General features: G+C 58.1%; 21 protein-coding genes. 6 read left to right on the top strand and 15 right to left on the bottom strand.

The annotated features are described in order from the left end of the window. Positions 1-20: 20 nt before the first annotated feature. From EOI86_RS04500 to EOI86_RS04465, 8 genes are all read right to left on the bottom strand, one after another. Positions 21-695 carry a class I SAM-dependent methyltransferase gene (locus EOI86_RS04500; protein WP_205032056.1) on the bottom strand — a complete coding sequence of 225 codons (675 nt, stop codon included), beginning with the start codon at positions 693-695 and terminating at the stop codon, positions 21-23. A gap of 169 nt (positions 696-864) precedes the next feature. After that, positions 865-1,596 (bottom strand): formyltransferase family protein, encoded by a 732-nt coding sequence (locus tag EOI86_RS04495; protein WP_127763920.1) that lies wholly within the window; start codon positions 1,594-1,596, stop codon positions 865-867. Next, positions 1,557-2,717 (bottom strand): N-acetyl sugar amidotransferase, encoded by a 1,161-nt coding sequence (locus EOI86_RS04490; RefSeq protein WP_127763919.1) that lies wholly within the window; start codon positions 2,715-2,717, stop codon positions 1,557-1,559. The genes EOI86_RS04495 and EOI86_RS04490 overlap by 40 nt, the downstream gene beginning before the upstream one ends. 10 nt (positions 2,718-2,727) lie before the next feature. Continuing rightward, entirely contained in the window at positions 2,728-4,560 is a 1,833-nt protein-coding gene (asnB, locus tag EOI86_RS04485; protein WP_127763918.1) for an asparagine synthase (glutamine-hydrolyzing), read from the bottom strand. 21 nt (positions 4,561-4,581) lie between these two features. Then, a complete protein-coding gene (locus tag EOI86_RS04480; RefSeq protein ID WP_127763917.1) occupies positions 4,582-6,543 on the bottom strand; it encodes a motility associated factor glycosyltransferase family protein in 1,962 nt (653 codons plus the stop codon). Positions 6,544-6,590: 47 nt separating this feature from the next. Then, positions 6,591-8,489: a tetratricopeptide repeat protein gene (locus EOI86_RS04475; protein ID WP_127763916.1), complete on the bottom strand. Its 1,899-nt coding sequence runs from the start codon at positions 8,487-8,489 to the stop codon at positions 6,591-6,593. A 198-nt stretch (positions 8,490-8,687) separates the two neighbouring features. Continuing rightward, positions 8,688-9,593, bottom strand: coding sequence for a flagellin N-terminal helical domain-containing protein (locus tag EOI86_RS04470; RefSeq protein WP_127763915.1), 906 nt, complete (start codon positions 9,591-9,593; stop codon positions 8,688-8,690). A gap of 485 nt (positions 9,594-10,078) precedes the next feature. Next, positions 10,079-10,984, bottom strand: coding sequence for a flagellin N-terminal helical domain-containing protein (locus tag EOI86_RS04465; RefSeq protein WP_127763914.1), 906 nt, complete (start codon positions 10,982-10,984; stop codon positions 10,079-10,081). Between the two features lie 372 nt (positions 10,985-11,356). Here EOI86_RS04465 and EOI86_RS04460 point away from each other — a divergent pair, with 372 nt between their 5' ends. The 3 genes from EOI86_RS04460 (at position 11,357) to EOI86_RS04450 (ending at position 13,892) form a co-directional block, all read left to right on the top strand. Further along, positions 11,357-12,373, top strand: coding sequence for a flagellin (locus tag EOI86_RS04460; RefSeq protein ID WP_127763913.1), 1,017 nt, complete (start codon positions 11,357-11,359; stop codon positions 12,371-12,373). 285 nt (positions 12,374-12,658) lie between these two features. Then, entirely contained in the window at positions 12,659-13,213 is a 555-nt protein-coding gene (locus EOI86_RS04455) for a flagellar biosynthesis regulator FlaF (RefSeq protein ID WP_127763912.1), read from the top strand. Between the two features lie 16 nt (positions 13,214-13,229). After that, entirely contained in the window at positions 13,230-13,892 is a 663-nt protein-coding gene (locus EOI86_RS04450) for a formyltransferase family protein (RefSeq protein WP_240035568.1), read from the top strand. Positions 13,893-13,959: 67 nt separating this feature from the next. Here the strand turns inward: EOI86_RS04450 and EOI86_RS04445 are convergent, their stop codons facing one another. The 7 genes from EOI86_RS04445 to EOI86_RS04415 form a co-directional block, all read right to left on the bottom strand. Continuing rightward, on the bottom strand, positions 13,960-14,361 hold the full coding sequence (locus EOI86_RS04445) for a flagellar biosynthesis repressor FlbT (protein ID WP_127763911.1): 402 nt from the start codon (positions 14,359-14,361) through the stop codon (positions 13,960-13,962). Positions 14,362-14,626: 265 nt separating this feature from the next. Then, positions 14,627-15,991 carry a TRAP transporter large permease gene (locus EOI86_RS04440; RefSeq protein WP_127763910.1) on the bottom strand — a complete coding sequence of 455 codons (1,365 nt, stop codon included), beginning with the start codon at positions 15,989-15,991 and terminating at the stop codon, positions 14,627-14,629. 3 nt (positions 15,992-15,994) lie between these two features. After that, positions 15,995-16,621, bottom strand: coding sequence for a TRAP transporter small permease (locus tag EOI86_RS04435; RefSeq protein ID WP_127763909.1), 627 nt, complete (start codon positions 16,619-16,621; stop codon positions 15,995-15,997). Positions 16,622-16,790: 169 nt separating this feature from the next. Then, positions 16,791-17,801, bottom strand: a complete 1,011-nt coding sequence (locus EOI86_RS04430) for a TRAP transporter substrate-binding protein (protein WP_127763908.1) — start codon at positions 17,799-17,801, stop codon at positions 16,791-16,793. Between the two features lie 271 nt (positions 17,802-18,072). Further along, on the bottom strand, positions 18,073-19,443 hold the full coding sequence (locus EOI86_RS04425) for a sigma-54-dependent transcriptional regulator (RefSeq protein ID WP_127763907.1): 1,371 nt from the start codon (positions 19,441-19,443) through the stop codon (positions 18,073-18,075). Then, the gene (locus EOI86_RS04420) at positions 19,440-21,341 is read right to left on the bottom strand and encodes a sensor histidine kinase (RefSeq protein WP_127763906.1); all 1,902 of its coding nucleotides are present in this window, start codon (positions 21,339-21,341) and stop codon (positions 19,440-19,442) included. Before EOI86_RS04420 ends, EOI86_RS04425 begins: the two co-directional genes overlap by 4 nt. Positions 21,342-21,484: 143 nt before the next feature. After that, positions 21,485-21,793, bottom strand: coding sequence for a hypothetical protein (locus EOI86_RS04415; RefSeq protein WP_127763905.1), 309 nt, complete (start codon positions 21,791-21,793; stop codon positions 21,485-21,487). Between the two features lie 396 nt (positions 21,794-22,189). Here EOI86_RS04415 and EOI86_RS04410 point away from each other — a divergent pair, with 396 nt between their 5' ends. The 3 genes from EOI86_RS04410 (at position 22,190) to EOI86_RS04400 (ending at position 25,295) form a co-directional block, all read left to right on the top strand. Beyond that, positions 22,190-22,612 (top strand): hypothetical protein, encoded by a 423-nt coding sequence (locus tag EOI86_RS04410; RefSeq protein ID WP_127763904.1) that lies wholly within the window; start codon positions 22,190-22,192, stop codon positions 22,610-22,612. A gap of 350 nt (positions 22,613-22,962) precedes the next feature. Further along, positions 22,963-24,552, top strand: coding sequence for a flagellar hook-length control protein FliK (locus EOI86_RS04405; protein WP_127763903.1), 1,590 nt, complete (start codon positions 22,963-22,965; stop codon positions 24,550-24,552). 47 nt (positions 24,553-24,599) lie between these two features. Beyond that, a complete protein-coding gene (locus EOI86_RS04400) occupies positions 24,600-25,295 on the top strand; it encodes a flagellar hook assembly protein FlgD (protein WP_127763902.1) in 696 nt (231 codons plus the stop codon). Positions 25,296-25,319: the final 24 nt, after the last annotated feature.

Raw genomic sequence — 25,319 nt, 5'->3', positions numbered from 1 at the left:
AATGTCGGGGCTTTTCCCCATCAACCGGCAATGCCGGGCCGCACCAGGAAGGCGCGCAGAGTATACTTCGTGCTCGGCTCCCGCACCCGTTCGATCAAGTCGACTTGTAACCCGGCTTGCACCGCCAGCAAACTCAAGGAAGCAACGGAATAGGCGTCATAATGCTCAACGAAGAACTCTTCCCGCCCGGCACTTTCCACGATGGCCCCCTCGCCATCCGGAAGTTCCACATAAACGACGCCATTGGTTTTGAGAAAACCGGCGGCACGGGTCAACATTGCGACAGGGTCCAGAACGTGTTCCAGCACTTTGTTGAAGGTGATCAGGTCGAAATGCTTGTCCAGGTCGACGCGCATGAAATCACCGGCGACGGCTTGAACGCCTGCCCTGTCGCGGGCGTGCTGCGCGCCCCGGGCATCCGGATCCAATGCAACACAGGACCACCCCTTTTCCCGCATTGCCGCCGGAAACACCGCCAAACCCGACCCTACATCCAACAGGTCGCCCGGCGCCGGCAATGACGCCATGGCTCGGGCCACGCCATCGACCCGTTCGACCCGTGCACGATTGTCGGATTTTTCCGGTGGGAGCGACATGATCCGCTCGAAGGTTTCCGCCATCTTGGTGCCGCCATAGGTGCGGTCCCAATAATCGGCGTCATAGATCCCTTCCAAGTCCATTGCATGGACATTCACGATATGGCGGCACCGGCCGCATTGCCACAGAGCTCGATGGTAGGGCGTAAACCCGAAATCCGTCTCACCCGGTGGGGGGGCCTCGAAACCGGCCAGAAACGACCAATCGTCCGCCCCACAGAAACGGCAAGACGAAGAAGGGGGGGAATGTTCGGTCAAGGTGGGCCTGTCAGAGCTCGCTCGTATATCGCTCGAAGCGCTGCTTGCATAATTCCTTCAGCACCGACGGCATAAAACCGTAGAAACGCCCGCTTCGGTTCTGCGGACGGCTGATGAACTGACCGAATGTTTCCAGCATATGCAGCCCCTGCATCACCAACTGCACGCAGACTTCCGTGTTCGCGGCACGAAACTCATGCATTTCCATATCGGGTTCGATCGGAATCGCTGCACTGAGAACTACGCCGCCACGATCATTGTTGGACTCGACACGATGCAACGTGGACACCAGCCCATCGAAATCCTTGTGATATATCGCCCAAAGATGCGTATCGATTCCGAAATAGTCTTCCGGGTTCGCACCATGCAGGTTCACGATCCGGTCCGGCCTTACGTCGATCAACTCTTCCGACAACCTACCGGTGCCATACACGATAATCGCATCCGGATCGAATTCCCTGACTTTTTGGATACAATCGGGGTCATTGATGTCGTGATAGGTATGCGTCGGCGCATAATCACCCAAGGCTGGCGTCTTGCCGTCGAACCAGAGCTTCAATTCATACGCATCGCTCTCGGCTTCAAATTCGTGCTGTGTGTCGAATTCCGCCGAAATCGGACGCCGTTCCTCAAAAACCATCACATGCGCCACTTGTTTCGCGATCTCCCGCACGAAGTGGCAATGGTGAATGGTTTCCGTCGTCAGGACGGCGACGCGCATGTCGGTTGGCTGTTCAGCCATGCCCAATCCTCAATTAAAAAGCCCCGTATCTTCCAAATGTCGGATTCACGATGCCAGATTGCCGGATTCCGAAAGCTCTCGCAAACTTGCCAGAACCATTCTTCGGGCAGCCCTTGAAAGGCGCAGAACGCCTTGATGTCATCATGAGGAGCTTCCCACCCTTTTTGGCGAATGATTTCAATCGCTTCTTCTCTGGTTGTCATGCCCATTCTAATCTGAACCGACAGGTTATCAAAGCTTCGCGTGATCCCGAACTTATACCACTTCAGAAAGTGATGCAGGGAGATGAAGCGGCAATCGATGTCGGCGAACTCCCAAGTGCCTGTTTTAAGGTGACCGGCATTGGACTCGAAACCGTGCTCTGAGGCGATCCGTGCGTTTTCAAAACTGTTCCATTTAAAGAACGATCCCAGGAACACGGATTCCAGCTTGAATTCGGCAGCCGCCTCGCCCGTATCCCCCAAGGAATAAGCCGCAAGATCCGCTTCGGTGAGGTCTTCCTCCCCGACCCAATCCGCCGCATTGGTCGACTGCAGACAGCCGTGCTTCGCCAACCATTCCCTGTCGAGATCCGTTGCCAGCCGTTCATCCTTCCCACCGCCGTATTCGAGCTGCGCATTCTCCCCCCAGATGATCAGAGGGATGCGCAACTTCAAAGCGAACCGAATGGGGATGACGAACAACGCCATATGCATGGGAAGGCCTGTCGCGCCCACCTTTTCAAATGCGGTCTTCATAAAGCGGCGCTCGACATCCGGGTTGATGGTGTAGTCGATATGATCGACGCCCAGGCGGCTGATCATATTGTCCAGGTTCTGCTGTCCGATCTCGGTCCGTGCAGGGGTGCGCCAAGTTACCGCCAGGACGTTGAGACCGTATTCCTGCGCCTTGATGATCTGGTACCAGCTGTCTTTGCCACCGCTGACCGGGACGATGCAGTCATAGCCGCTGCTGCGGTCTTTCGCATCCGCGACGAGTGCCTCGAAGGCGCGTTTCCGCGCCGGCCAGTCAATATGAAATTCCTTATCCTCATGCCCGCGGCATGCGGAACAGACGCCCTCATCATCGATGGTCAGCCCCGGCCTGGTATCCGGCAATATACATCTTATGCAATAGCGCATGTTCTACCCGTTACAAATCGGCCGCAGCCGCCCCGTCCATAAACAGTTTGGCCGATATCAATGAGAACAGGAACTTGCTTTCACTGTTCAATGTCGTCCCCTGTCCCAGGAACGTTTCCACCTTCGCCCGGTCTACGATGTCGTAGAAAGGCGAGTTATCCAGAATAGCAGCCCTGACCGTGGGGTCTGTGACATCGATCATATTTGTGACCGGCGCATTGATTCCCTGCTTGCGCGGATTTTCCATGATGTCCGGCGCGGCAATGCCCTGCCCTGCCTGCCGAAGCAGGTATTTCGGCAATCCCCCGTGGACAAGATGCCGTGTCGGCACCGTGGATAGGAATTCAGCCAAACGGCTGTCCAGAAAGGCCGCCCGGTTTTCGACCGAAAACGCCATGGCGGCGAGGTCGTCTTCATGCAACATCACGGGCACCGTTTCGACGAACAATTCGTTCAGCATTCGCCCTCTAAGCGGGTCTTCCGAATAGTGTCCCTCGCTATGCGGTTCGGCGAAGGGTTCCTTTAGGAAACCCGCGAAGCGTTCCGCGCCCAGGAAGATGTGGTCGCGCGCCGCCGGACGCTCGATGAAAGCGCGTGGGTTCTGCAGGAAGGGGTTCCGGACGAACCGCCCATAGGTTCCACGCCATTCCTCGACCAAGTTTTCGAAATCGGGCCTGTCTTTCTGCGACGCCAGCCAGAAGAGGTAATGGTCGTAGTAGCCCGAGAACAATTCATCGGCCCCGGTCCCCCCAAGGGAAACCTTGAAGCCTGCCTCATGGATCGCTTCGGAAACAAGGGCGTGAAGGTAATAGGAAATCGTCATCAACGGCCCGTCGAAATAGTCGATAAGGCGTTCCATGCGATCGAGAAACCCGGTCTTGGGAATGCGGATGGCGTGATGGTCGCAGCCGAAATAGTCGACCGCCCGCACGATACTGGCCGTTTCGTCATACCGCGGGTCGTCGTCGAGAACCGAGAACGCGGTCACCTTCCGCCCGAGGACGTTTTGTGCCACGCCGGCAATGATGTTCGAGTCGATCCCCCCGCTGAGGCGCACAGCGACCGGCACATCCGCCCTAAGACGATATTCGATGGCATTCACCACATGGTCGCGGGTCTGCGCGGCCGCGTCCTCCAGCGTCATCTCAACCGGGGCGTAGCCGACAGACCAATAGGAATGCGGGACGACCCCGCCATCATCCCGGATCACAGCGACGGAACCCGCCGGAAATTCAACGACGCCTTGGTAGAACGTCTCGCCTGCGGCATAGAGAGACTTATAGCCGTTAACCAGATAGCGGCGGATTTGGCCGGTATTCACCCCCGGTTTTTCGCCCACCATGACCGCCAACGCCTTCACCTCCGATGCGAAGTAAAAGCCGTCAGGGCGGGACCATACATAAAGCGGTTTTTCGCCGAACCGGTCCCGGCTCAACAGCAGGATGTCCCGCGCCGGGTCGTGCAGCGCAAAGGCCCACATCCCCTCGAAACGCTTGACCGCGTCAGTCCCCCATTGCCGGTAGGCCTCCAGAATGACTTCCGTATCGCCGGTGGTTTCGAAAACAGCACCCAGGCTTTTCAGTTCATCGCGCAGCTCCGGGTAATTGTAGACCTCCCCATTATAGATCAGGGTCATTCCGTGCTTTCGGAACGGCTGATCCGACCGGGCATCCAAATCAACGATCGACAAGCGCGTATGCATCAGTGACAGCGCGCGCTGCCCCAGCGGCAGCACGGCGTGGCCGCAGCCATCCGGTCCGCGCGACCGCATCCGATCGAGAACGCGGAGGAGCCGTGCCCCATCGAGAGGTTTTGTGGTTATCGCGCCGGCAATCCCGCACATGGCTTTAGCCCGGCAATCGCGTCATGCGGCAGCCGCCGCCTTGGCATGCAGGTCGGCCGCCAGCGCAGCGCTGCTTTGCCGCATTTCCCCCAGAAGTTCCAACATCGTACTGCGGAAGAACTCAAAAAACGGGGCGCGCTCGGCCTCATCCATGCGGCGGTAGGCGCGATACAGAAAGGTGAAGCAGACCATCATCGTCCCCACATGCATGCGCTGAATGCAAACATCCACATCGGGCGCGGCACTGTCCTCGAGCAGCGCCTTGAACGAATCATACAACTGCCGCAGGTCCAAGGATTCGGCCGGGGCGGCCTCCAAAACCGACTCGAATGACTGATAAAACTGATCCAGCGATTCCGCCAAAATCGCCAATTTCTCCGGCGGCGCCATCTCCCGCCGCTCTGCGGCATCGAATTCGCCACGCAGCCGTTCCAATTCACGGCTCTTGCGTGAAATATCCCCTTCAAGAACAGCGCTTTGCGGAAGGCAAGGTATGGCACCTGGAATGCGGATACCGTCACTAAGGTTCCGAACCTCCGCATTCTTGTAGCGGGCGATCAAGCCGGAGAAGCTGACGCTTGCATACAGGAAACTATGGTTGGTTTGGACCGTGCCACCGAAATTTCCGGGTGCGGAAATCGTATATTTCGTTGCGTTCAGATGTTCGGGATGGGTCGCAAGAAACGCTTCATCGGCGACATAGACGGAATGCCGGCCATGATGCATTTCCGCATCGCGCGATCCCAAATCGACACCGACGAGATACAAATCACGGAACCCCATGCCGAGCGCAATTCGTGCCGCCGTGTTCGCGACCGTGGGTGCGGCGTAGTAGATTTCCCCGAACCGTTGACCGAACAGCTTCGAGGAACAAACGGAATCCCGGAAAAACAACATGCGCTTACCGAAACAAGCTGCCAGTTCCGGCCTTACCGTGTTGCTGGCGATAAGACTGATCCGCGACAGGTCGTAGGTTTCGGCCAAGGATTTGATGATCTCAACCGGGCCGGGCGTGTTTTCAATTTCAACATGGTAGTCGGGATAAATACCATGGCCCAGCAGTGCGCCGAGGCCGGTTCCACAACTGATCACCACGGCATCGTCCTTGTGTTTCCGGACGAATTCCGCTCCGTCGTCGATCGACGGTCCCGATCCGCAGACGATCACCGGCGTTCGCTTTGCCACACGGGGCTTGTCCGCATAGACCAGCGCGTCCTGGCTGGTGACATTGCCGACATAGTTTCGGATCATCACCTGCTCGTCTTCGAAAAACCCGGGATTGGACGACAGCAGGGGAAGACGATCCAGAAAGCGTTTCTTGGCTTCGGCCAAAACGAATGACGGATAGTGGTCGTAGATATAGGACCCGTCGATCAAGCCGAAGGAATCCTGCCGCATCATATAGAACAAAAAATTCGCGATGACTTCCGGCGTATCGTGAATGACGAAGTTCAACAAACCGTTGCGCCGGTGGATCTTCTCGAACAGCGGCGCCAATTCGACCTGGTGCATTGCATGAAAGACGAACTCGTCGAACTGTTCCACCACGATGACGGAGCGGACATCCAGACGATCTATCAAGGGTTCAAGGTGGAGGCCGAGCCCCAACCCGAACACGATCAGATAACCGCCGTCCGGGTCCACCTCATGATCACGTCCCATGACATCCCGGCCCTGTAGATAGCCCACACCGGCCCGCACCAAACGTTCGGCCACCCGATCGTGATCTTCCGGCTCACCGGGCCATCCCTGCAATATCCGCTGATACTGGACAGACTTATACGCTTCGACTTGTTTTGTCGTGGACGTAACCGCATCGCCGTCATAGAGAACCGAATGGCCTAAGTCGATGTTGAGGGTTCCCTCTTCCGCATTTCCGACAACTCTGGAATAAGGCTGAACGACACCGTCGAAACGCGGCGCCAGATGCGGTTGATAGTTCCGCATCGCCTCCAAATTCCGTTCAAAGAGTCCTTCGGCCATATCCTCATGCCTTAATTATTCTATTTATTTCAAAATGCTAACACCTGTTACACACGTGTCGCGGCAGCTTTCCTCAATGCATCGACGAAGCCCATCGACGCCTCATTGGATTTGGACAGCAAAAAGGCGTCACCGATTTTTCGGTTCATTTCCTCTTTCACTGTATTCATTTTTTCGGCACTGGAAATCCAGTCCGAGGCACGGGCAAGCATCGCCTCGAAATCGGCCACTGCCATCTCAGCAAGGCCCGTTTGGCGAAGCAGCGCCGAGGCCGCATGATTGCTCGGATGGCCATCCGCGCGAATGAGTATCGGACAGGATGCGGTCAGTGTCTCCCAGGCAAGTTGCAGGTCGCCGTCGGGCCCCGGGTCGAGCACGAAGTCCACATTGGCCGTAAAATTATCGATGGTTTTGGCGGAGTTTTCCGTCGGCTCGCTATAGTCCAGCCGGTCGAGGATGCCAGCCTTGTCCAATTTTGGTTCAATTGCATCCAAGCCGGGTCCGCCGCCGACGGCGACGGGGTTCAGCACGATCCGCAAGGTCGGATTCGCGGCGCAGAGCCGGACCAGCACGGCAATGAATTCGTCGGTGAGCTTCCGCGGCGGGCAGGAAATTCCAGCGCGGATCGGCATCCAGGGCAACCCTGCAGATACCGGCGGCAAGACCACGTCCGACGGGAAACAGAAGGGACTGCAGGCCACCCGCGCGCCTGTCTTCAGAAGAATGCCCTCGCCATTGATCGTCCCGTCGTGAATGACCGCATCGGGGTCGACAAGCCCAAACCAGGAAAGAACAAGCGGCGCCGGCCGCGCGCCCGCAATCCCCATGCGCCCGGTCGCGCCATGACCATCCAAATCGATCAGGACATCTATCCGGTCGTTCCGAATGATTCGGGCAGCGGTTGCATCGTCGACACGATTGATATCGGTCCAACCGGCGACTTCGCCGCGAATTTTACGCGTCAGAGCATCGTCGGTGATGTTGTTGCTATAGACATGGGCTTTGACATCGGCCCTGCCATGCGCCGCGAAGGCAGGCCAAATTGCCTCCATCCCCTGCAAGCCGCGCATACGGCCACTGAGTATCCCAACCCGCAGGACACCGTCTTCAAGTGGCTTTTCCCTTGGCAACAGATGTTCGGAGTCCGGTTTGAAACTGATTTCCCATAGCCGCTCTGACTTCCGGATATCTTCCGGGTCGATATCGGGCAGAACATGAAGATCCCGTATCAGAGCGGACCGCACCGCGGCGGAATGCGGCAATTCCTGAACCGCCTTGATATGGCAGGACTGGGCCTCGTCGAACCGGCCGATATGGGTCAGAATTTCCGCGACGGCCGACATGTCCTCGAAACTGGATTTCCGGATCGACGCCAGGGCCTGGCCGGCCAGCAACGCCTCATAGGGCTGATCCATCATGACAAGGCAATCACGAAGGGCGCGCCACCCTCTATCGTCGGTGGTCTTCGTCTCGACCCCGACGCGCAGGTCTTCCACCGCTTCGATATAGCGGCCCTCACGCATCAGGCTCAACCCGGCATCGACCCTGTCGCTTCGGTCCATCGACCGCATGGCATCTTCATAAGTCCCGAGCCAGGCCGGCAGCAGCCCTGGAAAATCGGCGCTATGCGGCAAGGAAGGCGACAATTTTCCATAGAACAGCGCATCATTGAGCCGGCCCAATTTAGCGCTGACGATCGCCAGGGCCTCACAATGTTCGCGAATATCGGGCGCTGTATCATGGGCGATGCGGAACAGTTCCTCCGCCCGCAGCGCCGAGTCCATTTGCAGCGCGGTCAATCCCAGAACATGGATCGCCGCGGCGTATCCGGGCGCGAGCTTGATCGCCTCCCCGGTGGCATCCACCGCATCTTCCGCTTTGCTCGCTTCCAGGGAAGCAAGCGCGGTCGCCAAAAGGTCTTTGGCCTTTTCGCGATTTCCCGACATGCACAAACGCCCTTCCGTAAGCGGTTCAACGGGCAAAATTAGCACAACACCCACCCGGTGTTGCTATACTTATCTTGATTCCAGGGGGAACAAACGATGCCTGGCTGATCGATAGCCGCGCCAAGACGTGACGCGACCGAACGGACCGCAGCCGGGATGCGCGATACCCTCGCGCACCACCGGCAAACGGTTTCAACCTTACTGCAGCAGCGCCAGGATGGCCTGCTGTTGCTGACCGGAAATCGACAGTGACTGGATACCCAACTGTTGCCGGGTCTGCAGCGCGACGAGGTTTGCGCCTTCTTCGTTCAGATCCGCCAAGGTCAACTTGTCCGCACCGACGGACAACTCGTTCACGTATTCCTTGGTGAAGTCCAAACGGGTTTGCAGGATAGCGACGTTCGACCCAAGAGACTGAGCGAGACCGCGCAACCGGCCGATACCGGCATCAAGCGTCTGCACTGCGTTGGTGGCGGTCGTAACGCTGGAGTTATCCAGGCCGAAGGACGTGAACGACCCGGCGGAAACCCCGAAATTCGACAAGGTGAATGTCGAGTTGTTCGACGTGAATGCCGAGATTGAGAAAATCCCGAACTGGGTATCAGCTGCCGTTGTATTCAGGTTGAGGCCCTGAACCTGCAGGCGGGAAGACGTCCGGATACCGAAAGCCACATCAAGTGTGGAGTTCGTCGAGGTCAACAGGTTCAGACCTTGATAGGCCGTATCCTCGACCAGTTCGAAAATCTGCTTTCCGACTTCAACGAACTGCGATGTTGCGGCCTGACGTTCCTGCGTCGACTGCGAACGCGAGGCTTCGACGATACCTTTGAGCTGGTTCAGCAAGGAGTCGATGGCCTCAATCGCGTCGAGCGCGGTGTTGAGGGCACTGATCCCTTGGTCGATATCGTCCTTGCGCAGTTGAAAATCGCTGGCGCGGTCCGACAATGTCCGGGCTCGGAAGAAGTTCACGGCATCGTCAACAACTTCGTTGATCTTCCGCCCTGTCGACAGGCGTGTCTGCGTTCGGTCGCTCAATACCTGCGTTCGCTGAAGAGACAGCAGCGACGACCGTTGGGCGGCTGTAAGCGCGATATCGTTAGTCATGATCTCTCTACCTTTCTGGCTGACGGATTCTCCGCCGCTCCTTCTCTCTCAATCGTTCTCTCGATCCGTCGTCGGGCTGAAAGGCGACCTGCGCCACGGCGCGACAAATCTGCGACTACACATCAATTTCCGTGCCAAAATTTGGCAACGAATTGAAATCGTTGAATTATCGTCATTTTGAGAGACTGCGGAGGGGAACAGAAACGGCAGGATTCCGGGCCTGCGGCAGATTCATCCCATCATGTGAGAATGCCAGGTCGGCAAGAATCGGCACCCTTGGAAAACAGCGCATTTCCAAGGGCTCCCTCCTCCGCCACGGCAATGGCCAAGCCGCGAGGAAGAACGGTCCAACGTTCGGAAAGAACGCAGCGGCTGAAAAGACCTCAGCGGCCGAAAAGAAAAAGGGCCCCGCGAACGGGGCCCTTCAGGAGATCGATACGATCGAGAGAGAGAAAGGAGAGATCGATCGATTGATACGCTAGTCCTTAGTTCAGAAGCGCAAGGATGGACTGCTGCTGCTGACCGGAGATCGCCAGGGACTGAATCCCCAACTGCTGCCGGGTCTGCAACGCCACCAGGTTCGCGCCTTCTTCGTTCAGATCCGCCAAGGTCAACTTGTCGGAACCGACCTGCAACTCGTTCACGTAGGCGTCGGTGAAGTCCAGACGGGTCTGCAGGATAGCGACGTTGGCACCCAACGACGCGCCACGGGCACGAAGGTTGGAAATACCGGTCGCGATGCGCTGCACCGCCGTCGTGGCGAAGGAAACGTTCGAGTTATCCGCCCCGAAGGAGGTGAACGACCCGGACGAAACGCCAAAGTTGGAGATCGTGAAGGTAGAGTTGTTACTCGTGAACGCGTTAACCGTGAAGATACTGCCGTTCGTCGCGCTCGCGGCAGTGGCGTTCAGGTTGAACCCATTAACCTGCAACCGGGACGACGTACGAATACCGAACGAAACGTCCAAGGTGGAGTTTGTGGAGTTCAGCAGGTTCAAGCCGGCAAAGGACGCATCCTCGATCAACTCGGAAATCTGCTTACCAACTTCAATGAACTGCGTGGTTGCCGACTGACGTTCCGCAGTGGACTGGGAACGCGCCGCTTCCACGATACCTTGAAGCTGGCTGAGGAGGTTATCGGTCGCCTCAACCGCCTGCAACGCAGTACTGAGGGAGCTAATCCCCTGGTCGATTTCATCCCGGCGCAGAGCAAAGTCACTGCCACGATCGGACAGCGCCTGGGCCCGGAAGAAGTTGACCGCGTCATCGACAACACTGTTGACCGCCTTACCGGTGGTAAGACGGGTCTGCGTGCGATCGCTGAGAGTCTGAGTTTGTTGCAGGGAAAGCAGCGACGAGCGTTGCGCCGCTGTAAGAGCGATATCAGCCATAGTACAAATCCTTTCTGGATCGATATGTATCCGGACTTCTGTCCGGGAGCTTCCTTCTGAAGCGTTGATTAGCTAGCCGGAATGTACTTTTCGAGTCAAGAGAAAATTGCCGATCTTCCTGAAATCCATCTTTTTACATTTATTTCATATAGTTAGATACTTTCAAGTCTTCGCCGTACGGCACGACTGGGAATCATTTTCCCAGACGGAAAGTGCATGCAGGCAACCTCTGCACCGCCAGATACCGCGCACCCGGCCGCTGCCCGCATGATTTGAAAATCGGGATGGCATGGCGATTGCTTTAACCATCCATGGAATTGTGCGTCGCATAGAATTTGGCGGCGACTTCGACAGAAAGGTCAAATTTCAACCATGGTTACACGGGTCAGCACATTCGGCTCCTTGCAGGCGGATCTTTTTCTGATCCGGCGACAGAACCTGAATTTCGACCGTTTGAACTTTCAGGTCTCAACCGGCGAAAAGTTCCAGGAGTTGAAGAACTACGGTACGAAGGCCCCCCGAATTCTGGACCTTCAGTCGGAAATCGATCGGCGCGAAGGGTATGTGAATTCCCTTGGGCTGTCCGAATTGAATCTGCAGTCCTATGACGCCACGCTGGAACGCTTGGGCGAAATCATTGATGACATCATCAAGGCATCGGAACCCCTGTCGACCCAGGACCCCAACTTCACAAGCACGACCGAAACACTGGCAACCAACCTGCTGATCGAAGTCGACGCGAACCTGAACCTTGAGATCGGCGATCGCTTCCTGTTTGCCGGAACCCGCTTCGACACCGCCCCGGTAGCCAACTTGCGCGCCTTACCGGTTTATACGACCAATGATTTGGGCGTCGCCAATGCGGTAGAAACGGCAAACGACATCCCAACTTTCATCGTCGACAGCGGCGGCGCCAACACCGCGGTGTCCTATCATACCCAGGGCCCGAACACGCAGGATGCCAGATCTTACGAGAAGGTCAGCCTGACCGTGGCGGACGACGCCCTGCTGACCTATGGGATTACGGCAACCGAACCGGCCTTTCAGAACCTGATCGAGTCCATCGTGCGCCTCCGTTCATCAGCTCAGGCCGGATTGACCGAGGCTCAGCGGGAACAATTCCTGGCAGAGGCATCCACCGCAGCTCAGAACGCGCGCGATCAAATCCGTCAGTTGCAGGCTACGAACGGCCTGAACCTGGCCCGGATCCAAGACCAGAAGGAAAACCACGAAAACTTCATCAACATCAGCAAGATCGCACTCGATGACATCAAGCTGGTGGATGATGCGACGGCCGCGGCTGAAATATCCGCGCTTTCCGCACAGGTCCAAGCGTCCTTCACGGTGATTTCAACCCGACGCCAATTGTCTTTGGTAAATTTCCTCTAGTTTTGGATCTGATCTTAAAATGAGCGGAAATCAGGAACAGAGACTTGCCGGAAACCATGAACAGGTTAACGTGATATTTACAAAGTTTCCTGTAGACTTAGACTGTTACTGTAGAATATTCAGGGGTTTCAGTCCCTTACGCAACAACGCCTCGAAGGGGCCTGCGGTATTCGGCTCCTTCGTGTATCATCGAACGGCTAAGGCCCACGGACGAACAGACGATTTGCTTAGTCGTACGATATCAACCACCGCAACAGCGGCTTCGGCCGCGGGACGAGGTCTCTGATGAGTAATCCCTATGCTTCGCAGCAACGGTCGCAGCTGGAAAATGCCGCACCGCAAGCCGCTGAGGGCTGGGCACTTGTCGAAACGGCGCGCCGCCTTGAATCGGCGAAGCGCAATCCCGACGATTCAAACGCCATTCTGGCGGCCGTCCGAGTCAACTGGCGAATATGGACCATCATCCAGTCATCTCTCGTCGATCCGGAATGCCCCCTCCCGCAGGAAGTTCGCGAAAACCTGCTCAATCTCAGCCGCTTTATCGACCGGCGTTCGGCGGAGCTCATCGCAACGCCGGCAGACGTCCATAAATTGGATGTGCTGATCAATATCGACCGCCAAATCGGGGCCGGCCTGCTCGGCAACCCGGCGGACGGCGAAGAAGGGCAGCAACAACCGGCACCTGCCGATAGTGGGACCGGCAATGCGCAGGACCAGGCTTCCGAAAACGCATCGGAAACGGCGCGGAGCAGCTCCCCAAGCCTACTATCGGTTCAGGAAGCGGCGTCCCCGCAGCCGACGAGCACCACACGCGGAAGCGTGACCTCCACCGAAACCTGATATCCGGCATTTTCCGGTGTCGGACGCTCCAGCGAACCCCTCCCCGACTCTGCTTCTGTTGATGAAACAGATGGAGGCGGATTTTTTCAAAGATTTCGCCGCCAAGCTGGCGCCTTCGATTTCGACCGTCCATGTCGACAGCCTCGACGCCTTGAGAGAGGCCGTTCCAGGCCCGCGCCCGCAAACCAGACTGTTCGCTTTCAGCACCAGCATCATCGTGCCGCCGTCGATCCTTGCGCACTTGGACTACAATGCCGTCAACTTCCACCCGGGACCGCCGGAATATCCCGGATACCGTCCGACAGGTTTCGCCCTGTATGATGGCGCCAGAAGTTATGGCGTAACGGCACACTACATGACCGACAGGGTCGACGAGGGACCGATCATCGGCGTCGACAGGTTTCCGGTCATGGAAAATGCGGTGCTGATAGATGTGGTTAAGGAGTCTTACCAGCGCCTGGCAAAACTGGCCTTGGCGAAATTGCCCGCCTTGTTGCGGGTGGATGAAGACATTCCGCCCTCTGGAGAGATCTGGACAGCGCGCAAGACCACAAAAGCGCAATACGATGCCATGAGGAGGATCCCGCGCGACATGCCCGCGGGAGAAATCATAAAGCGCTTCAGATGCTTCGACGGCATCTATACGCCCTTGGATCCTGATTTCGTGCCGGAGAGTTGAGGGCCGGAGAGGTGAGGGCCGGAAAGTAAAGGCCTGGAAAATTAAGGGCCGACCCTAAGTCCTACCATCAGCTCGTCGTTGCACCGACCGATTCAAGGCGTTCGCCTTCATGGTCGATCAGTTCCTGGGTTTTGCGAAGCGCGTCGTAATAGCGCTCGGCCGCGACCAAGGTGCGGATTTCAGACAGAATCTCACCGGCGCTTGGCGCGGCCTGCATGTAGTCCTGCTCAAATTCACGATACAGATCCAAATACTGCGCCCGGTCGGTGTCGAACAGATAGGCGCATTGCAGTGCGTAATACACACGACGCGCCGGCGACGTCGCTTCGTTCTCGCTCATCACTTCCTTGCGGCGCAGAATGTCGACGCGGTTGTGCAGGATGATGGTCGTTGCCTCGCCACCGTTCTCGATGACCGCACCGTTGATGATGATTTTTTCCTTCGAGGGAAGCTTGATGCGAAGTGGCATGGCTGGATTGTCCTTCTACGATCCGTGGCATCGCCCCATGTGGAGCGGTTTTTCATCGAACGCCTGCCCCTAGACTATGGGGGCGATCCGGCCTTGTGCAAGATCCAGGGCGATATTCGGTTCAGGAATGCAGATTCTTTGCCAGATTCCCTTTCAATTTGGACTTCGGTGAGAAATTTCGAGTGAATTTTGTCTATAAACGGGAAGCGGCGCGGGTTTTTTCGCCCGCGCCGCCGCACCAACACTCGGTCATAACGGAATCGGATCAGCGGGTTATGATCTCCGGCCCCATCATCGCGGTCGGCAGGAATGTCGAAATCCACGGCACATAGGTCACCAGGATCAGGAAGACGAACATGATGCCGACAAAGGGCAAAGCCGCCCTGACGACCTGCATTACCGACATCTGCGCAACCCCTGCCGTTACGAACAGGTTCAGCCCCACTGGCGGTGTGATCATGCCGATTTCCATGTTCACCACCATCATGATGCCGAGATGGATGGGATCGATGCCGAGTTCGATCGCGATCGGGAAGACGAGCGGGGCAACGATCACCAACAGGCCCGACGGTTCCATGAACTGGCCGCCGATCAGCAGGATGACGTTCACAACGACCAGGAACAGGATCGGCCCAAAACCGGCGCTCAACATGGCTTCCGTGATCATTTGGGGTATCCGCTCCTCGGTCAGCACATGCTTCAGGATCAGCGCATTGGCGATGATGAACATCAGCATGATCGTAAGCTTGCCCGCTTCGAACAGGGCCTTTTTGGTGTCGGGATGCCAGAAGATGGACAAAACCCGCACCACCATCGCCCCGTCCCGGCGGCCGCCCGCGCTGAACGGCCCCATGTCCCGATAGACGAAATTAGCGATGATGAAGGCATAGACAGCCGAAACAGCCGCCGCCTCAGTCGGCGTAAAGACACCTCCATAAATGCCACCCAGGATGATGACGATCAGCATCAAGCCCCATATGGCGTCGCGGGCCGAGCCTACGACCTCTCCCCAACCGGCCCAATCCTGCGCCGGCAACCCTTTCCATCTCGCGGTAATGTAGATACCCGCCATCAGCATCAGACCGGCGATGAGACCGGGGATGACGCCGCCAAGGAACATACGGCCGACAGACACGTCGGTCGCCGCTGCATAGACCACCATGACGATGGACGGCGGAATGAGGATGCCGAGCGTACCGGCGTTGCAGATGACGCCCGCGGCGAATTCCTTCGTATACCCGACCTGACGCATCCCGGCGATGACGATGCTGCCGACCGCGACGACCGTCGCAGGCGACGACCCCGACAGGGCGGCGAACATCATGCAGGCAACGACCGAGGCGATCGCCAACCCGCCCTGCATATGCCCGACAAGCGCAATCGCGAAGCGGATGATCCGCCGCGCCACACCGCCGGTCGACATGAAGGTCGAAGCCAAGATGAAGAACGGAATGGCGAGCAATGTGTAATGCCCGTGAAACGCCGAAAACAGGGTCTGCGCGACCGATGCCAACGAGCCGTCGGAAAAGGCCAGCAGGAAAATGACGCTGGCCATACCGAGGCCGATCGCAATCGGCACACCCAGGAAGAGCAGCGTGATGACAAGCGCGAAGAGAAGGATGACTTCCATGACTCAGCCCTCCTTGTTGGCAGAGGCGGCGGCGTCGATATCCGCGTCCTCCACTTCATGGCTGGCGATGATCAGGCTCGTGTCGCCCATCAGGATCCGCCATGTCGCCTGTACGAAACGCCAGGTCAGCAGGGCCATACCCAACGGGAGCGCGAAATAAGGAATGAAACGCGGCATCTTTTCATACCGCTCGCCCTCGTTCAGGACATCGGCCAGAAATTGCAGGAATTCCGGCATGGGTACGTCTTCCGTTTCCAGGAAGGCGCGGGTTGTCGCGAAGGGATACCAATAGTCCCAGCTGCCCTTCAGAAGCAGCAGACTGAACACCAGGCAGATCAGGGCGGCGGCGAGCGTCACGAAACGCCGCGTCGGCTGCGGAACCATGCCGACCAGAACGTCGACGCCCAGGTGAAGGTTCTTCTTCACGCAATAAGAAACGCCGATCAGCACGAGCCAGGCGAAAAGGAAGACGGTCACTTCCAGCGCCCATAGGATGTTGCTGTTGAACAGATACCGGGCAATGACGTTACAAAAGGTCAGCAGCGTCATCAGGCCGAGAAGAACCGCTATGATGGTCTCCTCGATTGCGTCAATGCGCTGACCGAATGTCGATTGTTGTCGATCGCTCATGGTTTCCTCCCCCACAGAACCCGGGTCGTTTCGCTGCCGCGGATTCATGCGATGTTATTGGCGCACCGCCCCCGGCGACGGTCTGCTGCCGACGCCGGGAGGTCTGCGCGGTGTCCGGCCCGGTCCGACCGGCCGGATATTCCGGCCGGCGGCACGAGCCCAAGACGGATCAGTTGCTGGCGTTGGAAGCTTCGGCCGCGCTGATGACGTCTTCACCGATGTCGTCCGTGAACTTGTCCCAGACGGGCTTCAGGGCGGAGACCCACTGCTTGCGCTGATCGGCCGTCAAGGTCCGAACGACGCCGCCGGCTTCGATGATCTTGGCCTTATTTTCCTGGTTCACCTTGAAGGACTCGGCGTTTCGCGCTTCGGTCACTTCCTTCAGGATCGTCGCCAGTTGCGTCCGCACATCGTCGGGCAGGCCATCCCACCATTCAGTGGAGGTCACGACCAAATAGTCGATAACACCGTGGTTCGTTTCCGTCGTGCCGTCCTGCACTTCGAAGAACTTCTTGCCGTAGATGTTGGACCAGGTGTTTTCCTGACCATCGATAACCTTGGTTTGCAGCCCGCCATAGACTTCCTTGAAGGACATCTTTTGCGGATTGGCGCCAAGCTGTTCGAACTGCGCGACCAACACATCGGATGCCTGAACGCGGAATTTCAAGCCTTCCGCGTCGGCCGGAACCAACAGCGGCTTGTTGGCCGACAACTGCTTCATACCGTTATGCCAGAAGGCGAGACCTTTCAGTCCCTTGCGGCGCATCGCGTTCTTCAGCGCTTCGCCGGTTTCGGAATTCTGGAACCGGTCGACGGACTCGATGTTCTCGAAAATGAACGGCAGGTCGAAGACCCGGAACTTCTTCGTGAATTTTTCAAACTTGGACAGCGACGGCGCGGCCATTTGGACATCGCCGTTCAGCATCGCTTCGAGGACCTTGTTGTCGTCATAAAGGGTCGAGTTCGGGAAGACCTCCATACAGGCCTTGCCGTTCATTTCCTCGTTCACGCGCTTCTCCAACAGGGTCGCTGCGATCCCTTTCGGGTGCTTGTCCGTGTTGGTGACGTGGCTGAATTTGATTTTGATTTCGCCGTCTTCGCAGGCGGCCAGCGCCTGGGTTGAGACGGTAGTGGCAAGAAGGGCCGTACCCACGGCCGCTGCCGCGATGAGTTTACGCATCAGTTTCTCTCCCGAGATTGGATTTTCCACCAGCCCGGCTCTCTGCGGACCGGTTTGTGCCCCCCTTACAGCGCAATGCATGTACCACTTGCATGCCGCGACCTGATATATCTCTGAAGAATCCGATAACTTATTGTTTTTAATTTATAAAAAATCCAAAACCAAGAAGACTGAGATCGTCTTGTGCTAACCAAGATGGGTGGAATTCGACCCAAAATCCGCAATTCATGTGTAGCATGCTACCCATTCCACACGCGCCGGCGAAATTATATTAGTCGCTGCTGGTACTCCGATCGACTTTGATGCCGTATTTCCGCATCTTGTCGTAGAGCGTCTTTCGAGACACGCCCAGGGCCTCGTAAGTTTCCTTCATGCTGTTTCCATGCGCATGAAGGGCGTTCTGGATCAGATGCTTTTCCATCGTCTCCATCTGTTCGGTCAGGCTGGGGCTTGGTCCTGCCGGTCCGCCGCCTTCGCTATCCGTGTCGACTGTATCCGTGTTGAGCGCACCAAGCCCCGCGCCAAGCGCGAACCGCATGGCCGCATTCTGCAACTCGCGGACATTCCCCGGCCAATCATGTCGCTGCAGAGCGGCCAAAACCGGCGGAGGCACATCGACCGGCACTTTTTTGTACTTGTCGCACGCCAGATTGACGAAATGCTGGAACAAGAGGGGGACATCGTTCTTGCGGTCGCGCAGCGGCGGGATCGCCACCGTGAGAACATCGAGGCGATAGAACAAATCTTCTCGAAACTGTCCTTGGTCGGACAGCACGCGCAAATCCGCCTTGGTCGCCGCCAGAACACGGACGTCGACCGGCACCTCGTCATTCCCGCCCAGCGGCACGATGGCGCGGTCCTGCAGCACGCGCAACAGCTTGATCTGCAGATCCATCGGCATGCTTTCGATCTCATCCAGGAACAGCGTTCCGCCATTGGCATGCTCGATCCGCCCAACCCGCTTCTTGGCCGCACCGGTGAAGGCGCCGGGCTGATGCCCGAACAACTCACTCTCGATCAGGCTTTCAGGAAGCGCGCCGCAATTGATGGCAACGAAGCGATTGCTTCTACGCGCGCTCGCCTCATGCAGGCTGCGCGCGACCATTTCCTTGCCGGCGCCGGTTTCGCCTATAATCAGCACATCCGCATCCGTCGCCGCATAGTCGGCAATGCGCTCCCGCAGGCGCACCATGTCGGACGTCCTGCCCAGCAATCGCTGCTCAAGCGCTGATGCTTCCCCCATCGCCGTCCGCAGCCGCCTGTTCTCCAAAACCAGGGACCGCTTCTCCAGCGCCCGACGCACCGCGTCGACCAACATGTCGGACGGAAAGGGTTTTTCCAGGAAATCATAGGCACCATCGCGCATGGCTTGAACCGCCATCGGGACATCGCCGTGGCCCGTGATCAACACCACCGGTAGATCCGGATCCGCGGCAAGCACGTGTGACATCAAGTCCAATCCGCTGGTTCCCGGCATCTTGATATCTGTCACAAGGACCCCGGGCCAGGCGTTGCCGATTTTCAAATCGACGCCGTCGGCGGAAGCGAACGCTTCAACCTCAATGCCGGCGAGTTCCAAGGCCTGCGCGCAAGCGGTGCGCAAATGGTCTTCATCATCCACAAGAATAACCGGGCCGGTCATGCCACCGCTCCGACCGATTGTGCCGCGCGTCGCAACCGGATCGTGAAGACGGCGCCACCTTCCGGGGCATTGGCGGCCTCGATAGATCCTCCGAACTGGTTGACCAGACCAAAGCTGATGGAAAGGCCAAGCCCCATCCCCTGCCCGACTTGCTTCGTTGAGAAGAACGGGTCGAACACGTTGGACACCATATCGTCGGGTATCCCCGGCCCGGTATCACGGATGCGAACAGTAACATCCCGGGCGCCGCCCTCGATTTCGATAACAATCGTTTTTTCGGCCTTGCCCTGCATCGCGTCCAACGCATTGGACAGAAGGTTGAGGAAAACCTGTTGCAGCCTGACCACCCCGGCCACGACCAGGACATCGCCCTCGGCCATTCGCACATCGACCGCCGCCGCTTCCCCATCGACCCGGGCCTGCAGCAAGGTGAGGCTTTCATCGATGGCTTGCCGCAACGAGGTCGGCCTCAATTCCAGCGGTTCGTCCCGCGCATAGGTGCGAAGGTTTCGGATGATACGGGCCATCCGTTCCGTCAATTCCGCGATCCCGCGCAGGTTTTTTCTGGCGGTCTCCGGCTGATCCCGGTCCAGAAATTCCCCGGCATTGTCGGCATAGGATCGAATTGCGGCCAGCGGCTGATTCAGCTCATGGCTCAATCCCGCGGACAATTGCCCCAAAGCGGCCAGCTTCGTTGCCTGCACCAGCCCGGCCTGCGCTTTCTGGGCTTCCTCTTCCGCACGTTTTCTGTCGCCGATCTCGCGCTGCAGCTCGAGGTTCGCTTCGGTCAGTTTGTTGGTCCGGTCGCGCACCCGCAGTTCCAGTTCCGCATTGGCTTCTTCCTGCATGGCGATCCGTTCGGAAACCCTGCGCCGGCGTTGATGGAGCGCGGTGGCCGCCAAAGCCAGGCTCGCCAGACAGATGGCGGCCACGGCAAGTCCGAACCGGACCTGGGTCGCCACAAGATCGGTCTTCGCCAGCAGCAGCACGTTCCATCCGGCTTCCGTCATCGCCACTTGTTGCATCAGGAAGTCCTGTTTGTCCTTCCTCCCCCGTCCCGCCGGCAGGGTGACCGACACCGGCGTTCCGCTGCCACCGGCCGCGCCTTCTTTTTTGAAGCCGAGCGGCGACAGGTCCTGGCCGACATATCGGCGCACACCCTCCACAGATTGGCGGGCTTCATCCGACAAGGGATGGAGCGCCTTGAATCGCCAATCGGGATTGCTGCTGAGGAAAATCACGCCTTGGTCGTCAACGACCAAAATCTCGTTTTCGCCGCTTCGCCAACTGCGTTCATGCCGCCCGATATCGAGCTTTACGACAACAGCGCCGACGACCCGTTCACCGTCGCGGACGGGATAGGCGAAATAATAGCCGCGTTCGCCCGACGTGGTGCCGAGTGCGAAGTAACGACCCAAACTGCCATGCATGGCGGACCGGAAATAGGGACGATACGAAAAGTTCTTCCCAATGAACGGTTTTTCCGCAGCCCAATTACTCGCCGCAATGGTCAGTCCGGAATCGTCCATCAGATACGTGTCCAAGGCGCCGGAAATCGCGTTGATCCGCTCAAGTTCAAGGTTAGCGGCCTCAATGGCCCCTGGCCCCCGGTCACCGGTCAGAACAGAAGGGAACAGCGGATTGACGGCAAGAACCTGCGGCAGATAGCGATACTTCCCCAAATCGCCCCGCAGGTTTTCAACGATCAGGTTCAAGGTTGTGCGGCTTTGTTCCCCGATCTCGTCCAAGGTTACCTGGCGGACCCAATAAGCCGTCTGCCACATAACCGCCCCGGTGACGCAGACCAGAACCAGCACAAGCGCCGCCGTCGCCTTGACGGGCCGCGCAGCGCCATTGAAAAGGCCCGCGGCGGAAATTCGGCCAAGTCCACTTGCCATGCGTTCGTCCCTAGACGCCCGGTATTGAAGGAATTCAGCCGGGTCTTTAAGGCCGATGATACCGCGATATGCGGGGCAGGCAATCGGGCCTAATCGTTTTCAGGATCAGTTGGAATGCAAGTCCGTGCCGCAGGCACCTTCGGTTATCCAGCGGAAGGATCGATGCCCTCGCCAAATTCGCCGTTGCGGATTTTGTCCGGCAGGCGTTCCACCAGCAGCGCCGCACCTTCGCGGCCGAGCAAACCGACGAACACACTTACCGACAGGGCCAACAGGGATTCATGCACGACCCGGCTGGGCACGCCTTGCTTTTCGCTTGCCTGGATCGCTTCCATCAATCGAACGATGGTATCTCGACGGCCTTGCGCCACGTCGTTTTCCGGCGCCTGTGACGGCCCGTCGCCGGTGGGTGTCGGACCACTACCGGCATCCGAACTTTGGTCGTTGCTCATCTGAGGCGCTCCATCTTCCATCCGTTCCCTGGCGTGGAGCGAATTTTCGTTAGCCGGCGTATACGCCATATCAGTCCTTAAACGTTCCACTCCGTTAAGATGCGGTCGAAAACTCGTCCCGCCAGCAAACGCTAACGCACCAAATCCGGATTGGCCAGGATATCCCGGATAGCGTGGTTACCGAAAGAATCCTGCTGTCATCATGAATCCTTGAATTTCCGGCCCTTATGAGCTATTTTATAAGCAGATGTGGTACGTTTTCCCGGTAGAATACCTTCCGTTCGCCCTTTCGGCGAACCGGTGATAACGGAAAACACCATGGATTGAGGGCTTTGGCGGTTTTTACCGGACATGCCCTTTATCACGGAGTATGGCAGAAGCTTTCCGGAGGCAAAAATGGAAGTTTCCCTTAATACAAACCCTGTTCCGTTGCCGCAGCAGCAGCAATCGAACACCCCGCCGAACCCGGCCGCCGAAGCCGGTGCCGTGCCGACATTGCAGGCAACGCCGAACAATGTGGTCACAGCAGCCGTATCGCCGTCGGAAACCAATGTCCGCGACGATGACGCCCTGCGCCGGCAAGGCGGCAATGGTCGGGAAGGCGCCGTGGCGTCCTTGCAGGACCTCGAACTCAACGGGTTGCGAACCCGTGTCGGTTTCGATGCTGAGAACGAAACCGTGTTCCTGGAAATCCTCCAACCCCGCACGGAAGAAGTTATCCAACGAATTCCGTCCGAAGGATTGGTGCAGTTCCTGAACGATCAGTTCGACCAGTTGATCTCGAACTCGGACGCGACAGCGGTCGATACCTCGGCTTAGCGGATTTCCCGTTTTTCAGTTCCGCAACCGGCTGAGCATGTTTCGCCGGCTGTATGTGTGCGTCCGCACCGTGCTCCCCACCACAGCCTCCTGACCAGCGACCTCTAATCCCGTGATGGCTATCCTATCGACCCGTGGCGTGCCGATCTGGAAGGCCGGGGCAGTTTTTTCCTCACCCGGCACAAATCGGTAGGAATCTTCGCGCCATCCCTGCCCCATCCCCCGGCACTGACCCTACATCATCCAGCGCACCATCTCTAACACACTGAAATCAAATTCATTTTTCCTGACCTGAAAACTGGCCCGCCATTTGCTGATATGGGGTCGGAATAAACCGTCAGGAGTTTGCGATGAGCACCGGGGCCGTAGATCGGGTCAATGACGCCGCCGCCACTGCGCAGCAACAGAAGACCAAGAACCAGGGCAAATCGTCCAGCAAGTCCGATCTTTTCGCGACGCTGGTACAGGGCCAGGTTCCCAGCAACATCGTCTTCACGCGTGTGGACAAGCATCTGGACGTCCCCCAGACCGCAAAAACGAACGACGACTCCGTTCCGGTCACGCCTGCCCGCGACGAACGCCCGGAAACAGAAGCCGACCCGGTCGAGACCTATGAAACCAGCGCCGCCCATGAACCGGCCGAAGCGAAGCGTCCAGACGCAGCGCCAAAGCCTACCGGTGACGGCAACGACACAGGCCAGGCCGAAGCGAAACCCGACACGGCCGCTTCAGTCGATGACACCGCTGCGCCGGCATCCGACGACAAGGGCGCGCCCTCGGATTCAGCTGCCGCCGCCGCGCAGAACACAACGGTGGCAACTGACGCCACCGATACCGTGTCGAAGGCCGTTGGCAACGAAGCCGCCGCAGTTAAACAGCAAGCCGCCAACACCAATGCATCCAATAAACCCCAGGATGTGAACACCGACACCAAGGCCCAAAGTAATCTGGCCGGCCAGGACGCGGACCTTGCACAAAAGGCCGCGAACGCAGCCAAGGGCAAGGTCAGCAAGACCGAGCAAGCCGTCGCCAAACCGAACAATGCTTTGGCATCGGAAACGACGGTCAACGCGCAGTCCGCAGCCGCCGCACAGACCGCCAAGCCTGCGCAGAGTGGCGAAGGCCGCCCGACCGCGACGCAGCTTGCCAATGCTGCAAGCGATAGCGAGACCCCTGCCCCGGCATCCAACGGATCCGCCAAGGCAAATGCCAATGGCGCCGCGACCAAGGGCGCGGAAAAATCCGGCGCGGCCAACCAAGCCGGAACGAACGCCAATGCCAATTCCGCCGCCACGCAAAACCCGGCGGCAACCGCATTCGATCAACTCGTCGCAGCAGCCGCCCAAAATTCGACCGGCGCGCAGGCAACCAACGCGACAGTCCAGAATGTCGGTTCATCCGCCGCTGATCCCGTCACGGGCGCCGGCACCGTGCAGAATGCCCAGGCCAATTCAGCCGCCCGCGCAGCCGCCCAAGCCGCCGCTGCCGCGAAGCCGAAGGTTCCGCCGCAAGTCGTCACCGACCAGGTCGCCGTGAACATCAATCGCGCCGCCGCACAGGGCTTGGACCGCATTTCAATCCAGATGCGCCCGTCGGAACTAGGCAAGGTCGATGTGAAGATGGAAGTCGCCCATGACGGGCGCGTAACCGCGGTCATCACGGTCGAGCGGCAGGAAACCTTCGACATGCTGCGCGGCGATTCCCGGGCGCTGACCCAAGCGCTGCAGGATGCCGGGCTTCAGGCCGACCAAAACAGTTTGAGTTTCAATCTGCAGGGCCAAGGCAGCCAAACCGCCCAAGATGGGTCCGGCTCATCGACCGGCGGCGGTAACGGCGATGCACTCGCCGATGGTGGGGATGCCGGTGAAGGCGACAGCATGCTCGGCCTCGGCGAAATGGCCCAAGCCGACGCGGATGGACATTACGATGTACGCGTTTGACGGGATCGTTACCCCTTTGAGAACGCAGAAGACGGAAAGTATTTACCATGTCTGATCTTGAAGCAGTCGCATCACTGAGCACGGAGGCCACGACAGCTTCCCAGTCGCGCTCCAGCATCAGCGCCGACTTCAATAATTTCCTGCTTATCCTGACCACGCAGTTGCAGAACCAGGATCCGCTGTCACCGACCGACACCCATGAATTCACCAATCAGTTGGTGTTGTTTGCCGGCGTCGAACAGGAAATCCAGCAGAACGGTAATCTGGAAGAATTGATTGCGCTGCAATCCGGCAACCAGGCGATCGGCGCGCTAAGCTATATCGGCCAGGAAGTCGAAGCCGAAGGACAAATCTTCAACATCGAAGAAGGCGAGAGCACGACGCTCGGTTTTGAACTGGAAGACACGCCCGACACCACGGCCATTACCGTGACCGACATTGCCGGCAACATCGTCTTCATCGCGTCGTTGGAGGATGTCGACTTCGGCTACAACACGTTCGAATGGGACGGCAAGGACATCACCGGACAGGAAGTGCCATCCGGCATCTACTCCTTCCAGATCAATGCCGTGAATGAGGACGACCAGCCGATCGACGTCCAGCATTCTACGACGGCCATCGTCGACGGGGTTGAATCCGACGACGAAGGCACTTTCGTCACCAGCGGCGCCTTGAGCATCGCTTTGGACAAGATTTTCTCGGTTAGACCGCCGCCTGAACCGACGGTCGAGGATGGGGCTTAACCCGATTGCCGATACGGCCGTGGA

Origin of the sequence: Hwanghaeella grinnelliae (genome assembly GCF_004005845.1) — a bacterium.
In the GTDB taxonomy this organism is placed as follows: Bacteria; Pseudomonadota; Alphaproteobacteria; order UBA8366; family Aestuariispiraceae; genus Hwanghaeella; species Hwanghaeella grinnelliae.
This window is presented reverse-complemented; position numbering and strand designations above follow the sequence as displayed.